Genomic DNA, 546 nt, shown 5'->3' with positions numbered 1-546 from the left:
CGACATATCGATATGAGTCCCAAGCTCTTCGGGTAGGATTGCCGCAGGAACCACCCCTGGTGTTGCAAGCACCGTGGTCAGCGGAGCGACTGCAAGCTCAACTTGGCCAGCGGCGACGGATGCGACCGGCTCGCCACCACCCATGGCCAGGCTCTTTGGCAAAAGTGCAGTATTCAGATCGAGCCGCTCGATCACATCGAGGTAGGTGCGGCCACTTGTACCTGCACCCGTGTAGGCGATGCTGTCGGCCTCATGCAAAAGGGCTTTGATCGTTTCAACGTCTTTTCTGATTGAGCCTTCGGTTTTCTCTTTTCGGCCAACGGCAAGGGGCACACGTCCAAAAGCTCGGTGACTGGCTCCGTCTGCTTTTCCAGCTTTTATGAGCGCCTTAGCGTAAGGGGGGTTGGTTAAGCCGATGTCATAAGCTTCACCCGCCGAGATGCGCTCCGGTATCACGGGGTTGAGATCAACCAACTGAATGACCGATGCACCCGTTGCCGTTTCCAAGCGCGGAACGAGGTTATTCATGATCGCCCGGATCGCCAC

Annotated in this window: 1 protein-coding gene; it reads right to left on the bottom strand. The window is 57.0% G+C overall.

Features of this window, described 5'->3' with window-relative positions:
- A partial coding sequence (locus TR61_RS19465; protein WP_157441006.1) for a hypothetical protein occupies window positions 1-528 on the bottom strand: 528 nt, incomplete at its 3' end.
- Between the last annotated feature and the right edge of the window lie 18 nt (window positions 529-546).

The sequence above is a fragment of the Aestuariivita boseongensis genome (genome assembly GCF_001262635.1).
Classification (GTDB): domain Bacteria; phylum Pseudomonadota; class Alphaproteobacteria; order Rhodobacterales; family Rhodobacteraceae; genus Aestuariivita; species Aestuariivita boseongensis.
The sequence above is the reverse complement of the archived record's forward strand: the minus strand, read 5'-3'. Positions and strand labels throughout refer to the sequence as shown.